A 7,549-nucleotide genomic window follows, 5' to 3' on the forward strand; every position below is an offset into this window, starting at 1 on the left:
GCGGCCGTTGTCGAGCAGGATCAGGTGGAACTCCTGCGGCCCGTCGCCGGGCGTGACGCCCGTCCACATCGACGTGTACGGGTTCATCCGCTCGCCGGTCGAACTGCGCGGCAGCAACTGGAGGAAGACCTCCAGGTCGGCCCAGGTCGGGACGACCTTCTCGATGCCCACCACCGAGATCAGCGTGTCCGGCAGGGTGAGGCACATCCGGCCGTTGCCCTCGGACTCGACCACGACCAGCGTGCCGGTCTCGGCGACCAGGAAGTTCGCGCCGGACACGGCGACCTTCGCGGACAGGAAGCGCTCGCGTAGGTGTCGACGCGCCGCCTCGGCGAGCGCGGCGGGCTCGTCGGTGAGGCCCTCGGGGGCCGGTACACCCCACTCCCCCATCTCGCGCACGAAGATCTCCCGGATCTCCGCGCGGTTGCGGTGGATCGCCGGGACCAGGATGTGTGACGGCAGGTCGTCGCCCAGTTGCACGATCAGCTCGGCGAGGTCGGTCTCGTAGGCCCGGATCCCCTCCGCTTCGAGCGCCTCGTTGAGGCCGATCTCCTGGGTGACCATCGACTTGATCTTGACCACCTCGGTCTCGCCGGTGGCCTTGACCAGGTCGGCGACGATCCGGTTGGCCTCGGCCCCGTCGGCGGCCCAGTGCACGGTGCCGCCCGCGGCCGTCACCGCGGCCTCGACCGCGATCAGGTGCTCGTCGAGGCGGCGCAGGGTTCGGTCCTTGATCGCCGCGCCGGCTGCCCGCAGTTCGGCCCAGTCGTCGAGTTCGTCGACCACCGCGGCTCGCTTGCCGCGGATGGTGTGGGTGGCCTTGCGCAGGTTGTGCCGCAACTGGGCGTCACCCACCGCGGCCCGCGCGGCGTGCGGGAACGCGGGCATTCCGACGAACGTGGCGCTCATGCCGGCTCCTTCTCGGTGGAGGCGAGGATTTCGGCCAGATGCAGGACGCGCATGCCGGTGCGCTGACGGTCCATCAGGCCACCGATGTGCATGAGGCACGAGTTGTCGGCCGCGCACAACACCTCGGCTCCCGTACCGGCCGCGTGCCGGACCTTGTCGGCGCCCATCGCGGTGGACACGTCGGGGTTCTTGACCGCGAACGTGCCGCCGAAGCCGCAGCACTCCTCCTCGGCGGGCAGGCCGAGCAGTTCCAGGCCGCGCACCTGCCGCAGCAGCGCGGTCGGCCGGTCGGCGAGCTTCATCAGGCGCAGCGAGTGGCACGTGGGGTGGTAGGTGACCCTGTGCGGGAAGTACGCGCCGACGTCGGTGGTACCGAGCACGTCGACGATGAACTCGGTGAGGTCGTACACCTTGGGCACGACCTCGGCGACCGCGTCCGCGAGCGTGGGGTCCTGGGCACGGGCCGCCGCGCGCGGGTGGTTGTCGCGGATCATCGCGCCGCAGGATCCCGAGGGCGTGACCACCGCGTCGTAGCCGGCGAAGGTGTCGGCGAAGCGGCGGACCATCGGCTCGATCTGCTTGCCGTATCCGGTGTTCCAGTGCATCTGCCCGCAGCACGTCTGCGCGGCGGGGAAGTCCACGTCGCAGCCGAGTCGCTCCAACAGCCGCACCACGGCCTGCCCGGTACGGGGATACAGCGTGTCGTTCACGCAGGTGATGAACAGCCCGACGCGCATGCCCGACAGCCTCCTCAGGGTTGGTGTTCGGAAAGCCTCCCGAAGCGCGAGAGGCTCGATTCGTGTGGTCCGACCACAGTGTGGTGTGCACACGCTAAGGGCATGGCATGCTGGGCGACAAGGGCGGGGCCACCCAGGGCCGCCCACGCTTCGACTCGGGTCGAGAGCCGAACGGAGAGGAACCGTGGAACTTCGCGAGCCGGCTTCTGACAAGGCCACCCCTGATTGGCGCCCCGTCAAGCGCGTACGCGCGTTCGAGGAAGTCGTCGCGCAGATCGAGGAGCAGATCGCCACCGGTCGGCTGCGCGCGGGCGACAAGCTTCCCGGCGAGCGGGCCCTCGCCGCCGCGCTCGGGGTGAGCCGGCCGTCGGTACGCGAGGCCATGCGGGTGCTGGAGGCGATGGGCGTCCTGGTCGCCAACACCGGCAGCGGCCCGGAGGCCGGCGCGATCCTGGCGGGCTCCGCCGGCCCGGCGCTGACCGGCGTGCTCGGGCTGCACCTGGGCCTGGCCAACTTCGCGGTCGACGACGTGGTCGAGACCCGGCTGCTGATCGAGTCGTGGGCGGTGGAGGCCGCCGCGCGGCACGCGAGCGCGGCCGACCTGGCCCGTCTGCGCGACATCGTCGACGCGATGGAGGCCCCGGAGTTGTCCGCCCAACGGTTCAACGAGCACGACACCGAGTTCCACACGGTGATCGCCGAGATGTCCGGCAACGCGCTCGTGGCCACCTTCATGCGGGCGCTGCGCGACACCGTGCGCCGCCATCAGCAGCGCGCCGTCGCCGAACTGGGCCCGGACACGGCGGCGTTGCGCGCCGACCACCGCGCGATCCTGGCCGCGATCGAGGCCCACGACTCGCGCGCGGCGGCCGACGCCGTCGCCACGCATCTGCGCCGCGCGTATCCGAACGTGGCCCGCGTACAGAACTGACGCACCGTCACCGCCCTTGCGGGGCAAGGAGTCGTCCCCTGCGGAGCAAGGCGTCGCCCCTTGTGGGGCAAGGTGTCGCCAAGCTTCGGACAAACCGCGAAACGCTCTGGTAACTCACCGCGTTCGCCCGGCATACTGCGCGGCAACGTACAGCGCAGGAGGTCGCGAGGATGCTCGGGCACGACCGGATCGACGCGGAAACGTACCATCGGGACATCGTTCCCGGACTACTCATCGGCGCGCCCGGCGAGCGCGCCGCGGTGGGCTTGGCCGGACTCGAACCGCTCGGCATGCGGATCGGCGACGCCGCCTGGACCTACCGCGCCGACGGCGCGCGCCTGCGGATCGTCGAGGGGGTGGCCGACGACGCGTCGTGTGTCGTACGCCTGTCCCCCGACGCGTGGACCGACCTCGTCACGCTGCTGCGCACCGCCGCGGCGCTGGCCATCGCGGGCGAGGTACGGGCCGAACGTGGCAGCCTGCTCGACCTGTTCGCGTGGGAGCCGGTGCTGCGGGCGCTGTATCAGGGCATCGAGATCTACCTGCCCAGCGGTCCGCAGGTCCGCGACCGGCACGGGCGTGTCGTGGACCCGGCCGCCGAACTGACGCTCGATCACACCGATGCGCAGCTCGCCGATCACTTCGACGCGACCGGGGTGATGCGGGTGCGCGGGGTGTTCTCCGCCGCCGAGATCGCCGTGTTCGAGGCCGAGGTGGACCGGCTCGCGGCCGAGGCCGTGCCCGGCGACGACCGTTCGTGGTGGGCCGAGAGCGAGCACGGCGACGCCGTACTGTGCCGCATCGTCTACGCGAGCGAGCGCTCGGCGCCGATCGCCGCGCTCGCGCGCGACCCACGCCTGGTCCGGCTCGCGACGCTGCTGCACGAGGACCTGGCGGCGTCCACGGACCGCATGGAGGGCATCTCGATCCTGCTCAAGCCGCCGGGTCGGCTCAAAGGGCTCGCCAACATCCCGTGGCACACGGACTGCGGGCTCGGCGGGCACCACATCCTGTGCCCCTCGGTCGCGATCGGGATCCAGTTGACCGGTTCGTCCGCCGAGACCGGATACCTGGAGGCGATCGCCGGGTCGCACGGGCGTACGTGCCCGCAGCCCGCGCCCGAGGCGTACCCGAACCTGCCCTATCTCACGGTCCCCACCGAGCCCGGCGACGTCACGGTGCACGTCGCCGACGTCCTGCACGCCTCACCCGCGCCGGCCGGCGAGGGCGGGCGCCGCACGATGTACGTGACGTATCACCCGCCGACGCTGTTCGAGCATGTCGGTCCGGGCGAGGCCGTCAACGACCTCATCCGCAGTCGTACCGCGGGCGAGGTGGAGGCCGGTCTGGGTTTGTGAGCGGCCGGGTTCGCGGTGGCGAGCGGCCGAATCGGGTGCTGCGTGCGCGGTGTCGCGCGGCTGTGTGCGGCGCCGTGCCCGGGGTCAGCCGACGCGGCCGGCCGTCTCGACGGCGGGGACCACGCTGAGGATGCGGTCCAGGTGGGTGATGCGTAGCACTCGCGCGGGTTGCGGGCCGACGCCGTGCACCTCGACGCGTCCGTCGCGGTCGCGCAGTCGGCGGTAGCCGTACACCAGGCTGCCCAGGCCCGACGAGTCGATGAACGGCACGCCGGAGAGGTCGATCCGCAGGCTGTGTGCCCCCTCGTCGACGAGGCGATCCACCGCCTCTCGGAACACGGGTGCCGCCGTCATGTCCATGTCGCCGTGCACGGCGACCACCCCGTCACCGGCTTCGAGCGCGGCGTGCACGACGCAGGGACGGGGCGAGAACGATGTGTGGTCCACATCGTCCGGTGGGAGATCGTCAAGGCTCATGCGGAGCGCTCCACCTGATCAAGTGCGGCTCGGCCGCGTTGCGCCGCGACCGTCGGTACGGTCCAAGGACCCGAGACACGCGGGACGAACCATCCCATCCCATCCCGGAAGCAGGCCCGCATCGGCACCCTACTCGCCGCGCGGACCGTCCGTGGACGGTCTTCCCCAATAGGTGTGATTCCGCCGGAAGCGCCACACCATCGGCCCTGACGCCCGTACGGTGAGGGTTGCGTGAGCGCCGACCCGGGTCGGCTCGAACGCACGGACGCAAGGGAATCCGAACCGATGACCGGACAGCGCCCCTCCAACGACGAGCGGGGCAGCAACGCACAGGGGCCGGCCGCGCACGCGCGGACCAACGGCTTCAAGCCGCCGCACGCGCCGCAACGGCCGGTCGAGCCCGCGTGGTCGCCCGCCGAGGTGCTCGACCAAAGCGATTGCGGTGTCGTGGTGTTCACTCCCGGGGGCACGGTGAGCTACGTCAACGCGGCGGCCCAGCGCCTGTTGCCGGACTGCGCCGTGGGAACCGCCTATCCCGTCCTGCCCGCGATCGGCACGCGGTGGGACGGCGAGGTCGACGATCGGCGCGTCCGGGGGCGGCGAGCGCCGCTGTCCGGCGACCACTACGCGTGGTACGTCCAGGACATGACGGTCGAACGGCGGCGCGAGGACGCGTTGTTGGCCGAGCGCCGGCGCAAGGTGTTCCTGGCCGAGGCCGGCCGGATGTTGTCCACCACCACGAACTCGATGCGGCTCACCGATCTGGTGACCACGCTGCCGGCTCACGAACTGGCCGACTGGGCGGCGCTTTCGGTGCCCAGCATGGAGGACGGCCGGGTGCGCACGACGTACGCGCCCGCGACCGGGGCGCCGATCGGTCGGGTGAACACCGGTCTCGGCGCGGTGTGGACGGCGGAGGCGGGCGTCGGTCGGGTGCTGCGGACGCGGCGGCAGGAACTGCATCCGGTGATGGATCGCGCGTTGCTGAGCCGACTGGTCCCGGACGACGCGGTCGAGGACCTGGTGCGCATGGACGCCCGCTGCGCGCTGGTCATCCCGGTGACGACCGGCGACGACACACCGTCGGTGCTCACACTGGTGCGCACGACGGCGTCCGAGCCGTTCTCGGAGGAGGAGATCCTTCTGGCCCGGGAGTACGCCGATCGGGTGGGCACCGCGTTGCGCGCGTCGCGGCTGTATGTCGAACACGACCGCCGCGCACTGTTGTTCGCATCGGCTGTCATGCCCGAGCCGTTGCCCGAGGTGCCGGGGGCCAGGATCGCCGCCCGCTACCGGCCGGTCGCGCTCACCGACGGCCTCGGCGGGGACTTCTACGCCGTGCACTCGACGGACGACCCGAGCACGTGGGCGTTCTCGGTGGGCGACGTGTGCGGGCGCGGCCCCTCGATCGGGATGTTCAGCTCGCGTTCGCTGTTGATCCTGCGTACCGCAGCGAACGCCGGCTGCCCACCGGCGCGCCGGATGGCCGTCCTGGACGCGGAGTTGTCCCGAGGCGATCCCTCGCTCGTGCTGACCGCGATCACCGGAGACTGTCGGGTGGGCGCGGACGGCACCGCGCTCATGCGGCTGACCTGCGCGGGCGCCCCGCCGCCGCTGCGGATGGATCCGGCGGGGCGGGTCCAGGGGATGAGGTTCACCGATCCGCTGGTCGCGGGCATCCCCGGAACGGTGTTCACCGAGCGCGAGTTGGAGTTGCCGCCCGGTTCGACGGTGCTGTTCTACAGTGACGCGGTCACCGAGGCCCGGTCGATGGACGGCACGGCCTACGGCGAAGCGGCGCTGCGGCACGACCTCGCGTCCTGTGCGGGCATGCCGGTCGAAGCCCTGGTCGACCGCTTGGAGCAACTCCTGCTCGCCCACCTGGGCGACGCGCCGGTGATCGACGACATGATCCTGATGGCGGTACACATCCCCTATCGGGACGGCGACGACGTGTTCCCGCTTCTCGCCGACCTGCCGCTCCTCGATCCCGACGACGACGCGGGCGAGGTATGACGCGAGTGATCGACGAGGAGGAGCGCGCGCTGTACCTCGAACTCATCGGCCGAGCGGACGAGATCGCTTCCGTCTCCCTGGTCCGGGGGCTGCTGGCCGAGGGCGTGTCGGGCGAGGAATTGCTGACCGGGCTCGTGGTCCCGGCGCTGCGCGTGGTCGGCGACCGGTGGGCGACGGGCGAGTGGACGGTGGCCCGCGAACACACGGCGTCGCACCTCGCGGGTCACGCGGTCCGGATGATCGCCGACGCGTCACCGCGGCCGAGCGGCCGGCCGCGGGTGGTGGTGTGCTGCGCGCGCGGTGACTGGCACGGGCTCGCGTCGTCGATCCTGGCGACGTTGCTGCGCGGTCGCGGCATCGACACGACGCTGCTGCCGCCGGGGACGGGGGCGGGCGAACTGGCCCGCATGCTGCCCGATTCGGGGGCGGGCGCGGTGGCGCTGGGCTGCACGATGTCGACGGCGCTGCCCGGGGCGCGCGCGATGGTCGAGGTCGCGCGGCGAGTCGGCGTACCGGTGCTCGTGGGCGGTCCCGGGTTCGGCGTGGACGGCCGCTGGGCGGGCATCGTCGGCGCGAACGGTTGGGCCCCTGACGCGACTCGGGCCGCGGACCTCCTGGCCGGCCCCGACTGGCCGGTGACCGCGACACCGGCTCCGCGCCTGCGCCACCTCCCCGACGCGGCCCACGACGGTGTCGGCCTGCTTCGGGCCCCCTTGGTCGCGGCGGGCCTGTCGGCGATGGCGGTCCCCGAGCGCGAACCGTGCGACTCCACCATGCGAGACGGCCTGCTCACCGCCGTGGACGCCTTGGCGGTCTCGCTCTTCCTCGACGACGAGGAGGTCTTCCTGTCCTTCACCCGCTGGTTCACCGACGTCCTCACCCACCGCAACATCCCAAGCTCCAGCCTCGCCGCCGCCTACAAGGCCTTCGCCACCCACCTGGCCCACGTCCCGAGAGCCACCCACCCCCTGACCACGGCGGGCACTTTCCTCTGACATCAGCCAATCACCCGCGCGGGCGAGGAGCGAACGCCGAAGTACCGAAGCGAGGCCGGCGGAAATCGGCCTCGGGGCGGCGCCGGTCGAACCACCCCTCGCCGTAATCCCGCAGCCGTCCCCCTC

The 7,549-nt window shown here is 71.9% G+C and carries 7 protein-coding genes; 4 read left to right on the plus strand and 3 right to left on the minus strand.

Features of this window, described 5'->3' with window-relative positions; genetic code table 11:
• Window positions 1–909: LUD domain-containing protein (locus GT354_RS24845; RefSeq protein WP_161358594.1), on the minus strand; the 909-nt coding region annotated here is incomplete at its 3' end.
• Window positions 906–1,646, minus strand: a complete 741-nt coding sequence (locus tag GT354_RS24850; protein ID WP_161358595.1) for a (Fe-S)-binding protein — start codon at window positions 1,644–1,646, stop codon at window positions 906–908. The genes GT354_RS24850 and GT354_RS24845, both read right to left, overlap by 4 nt.
• 184 nt (window positions 1,647–1,830) lie before the next feature.
• On the opposite strand from GT354_RS24850, the gene GT354_RS24855 reads away from it, so the two are divergent.
• Both GT354_RS24855 and GT354_RS24860 read left to right on the plus strand, forming a co-directional pair.
• The gene (locus tag GT354_RS24855) at window positions 1,831–2,577 is read left to right on the plus strand and encodes a FadR/GntR family transcriptional regulator (RefSeq protein ID WP_202512261.1); all 747 of its coding nucleotides are present in this window, start codon (window positions 1,831–1,833) and stop codon (window positions 2,575–2,577) included.
• A 170-nt stretch (window positions 2,578–2,747) separates the two neighbouring features.
• Window positions 2,748–3,935 carry a phytanoyl-CoA dioxygenase family protein gene (locus tag GT354_RS24860; protein ID WP_161358597.1) on the plus strand — a complete coding sequence of 396 codons (1,188 nt, stop codon included), beginning with the start codon at window positions 2,748–2,750 and terminating at the stop codon, window positions 3,933–3,935.
• An 84-nt stretch (window positions 3,936–4,019) separates the two neighbouring features.
• Here the strand turns inward: GT354_RS24860 and GT354_RS24865 are convergent, their stop codons facing one another.
• Entirely contained in the window at window positions 4,020–4,412 is a 393-nt protein-coding gene (locus tag GT354_RS24865; RefSeq protein WP_161358598.1) for an STAS domain-containing protein, read from the minus strand.
• A 231-nt stretch (window positions 4,413–4,643) separates the two neighbouring features.
• Between GT354_RS24865 and GT354_RS56620 the strand changes: the two genes are divergently transcribed.
• Window positions 4,644–6,428, plus strand: coding sequence for a SpoIIE family protein phosphatase (locus tag GT354_RS56620; RefSeq protein ID WP_346012157.1), 1,785 nt, complete (start codon window positions 4,644–4,646; stop codon window positions 6,426–6,428).
• Window positions 6,425–7,423, plus strand: coding sequence for a cobalamin-dependent protein (locus GT354_RS24875; RefSeq protein ID WP_161358600.1), 999 nt, complete (start codon window positions 6,425–6,427; stop codon window positions 7,421–7,423). The genes GT354_RS56620 and GT354_RS24875 overlap by 4 nt, the downstream gene beginning before the upstream one ends.
• Window positions 7,424–7,549: the final 126 nt, after the last annotated feature.

This window comes from Streptomyces sp. SID3343, assembly GCF_009865215.1.
Taxonomy (GTDB): domain Bacteria; phylum Actinomycetota; class Actinomycetes; order Streptomycetales; family Streptomycetaceae; genus Embleya.

Excerpts from the sequence above, each read along its gene's own strand:
- GT354_RS24850 (WP_161358595.1), bottom strand. The coding sequence starts at position 1,646 with ATGCGCGTCGGGCTGTTCATCACCTGCGTGAACGACACGCTGTATCCC.
- GT354_RS24860 (WP_161358597.1), top strand. The coding sequence starts at position 2,748 with ATGCTCGGGCACGACCGGATCGACGCGGAAACGTACCATCGGGACATC.
- GT354_RS24865 (WP_161358598.1), bottom strand. The coding sequence starts at position 4,412 with ATGAGCCTTGACGATCTCCCACCGGACGATGTGGACCACACATCGTTC.
- GT354_RS24875 (WP_161358600.1), top strand. The coding sequence starts at position 6,425 with ATGACGCGAGTGATCGACGAGGAGGAGCGCGCGCTGTACCTCGAACTC.